Source organism: Variovorax sp. 01N429, assembly GCF_056399425.1.
The window spans coordinates 1-511 of the sequence record NZ_JBFTRG010000085.1; the positions used below are offsets into that span (position 1 = coordinate 1).

Here is a 511-nt window from a genome sequence, read left to right on the forward strand (position 1 = left end):
CGGCGCGTCCTACGTCACGGGTGCCGACTTCCCCGTCGACGGCGGACTCACCGCCGGCCCGCAGGCCGCACCGCGCCCGGACGCGCCGATGCTGTTCCACTGAGCCGCACGGCGGCCGACTGTGCGAAGCCCCAAAGATCACCCGCTCTGCCACCGCACAGCACTGGCAGAGCCCCGGAGGGCGGGTCAGCGCGCCGCGGCCAGCACGGTCCGGGTCGCCTCCGCGCAGCGGCGGGCGGCCTCGGCCGTTCCGGCATCGCGGAGTTCGGCGGAGAACACCTCGACGCCGACGGGCGCGTCGACGCCCGCGGCGCGCAGGGCCCGCAGCACTTCGGCGACGTCGGCGTCGCCTTCGCCGGGCGGCAGGCGGCGGTTCATCGTCTCGTCCATCATCGCCGCGGCGTCCGCGTCGGACCGGGCGGGCGCCGGGGCGTCGCTGATCTGGATGCCGACGATGTGCCGGGCGGCGTCCGCGGTGAGGTCGGCGGCGCTGCCGCCGGACCGGTAGAGG

1 protein-coding gene is annotated in these 511 nt (G+C 77.1%); it reads right to left on the bottom strand.

The features are described from left to right. Positions 1 to 186 precede the first annotated feature (186 nt). Positions 187 to 511 (bottom strand): TIM barrel protein (locus AC1DSF_RS30700; protein ID WP_478184088.1); only part of this gene is annotated, 325 nt, incomplete at its 5' end.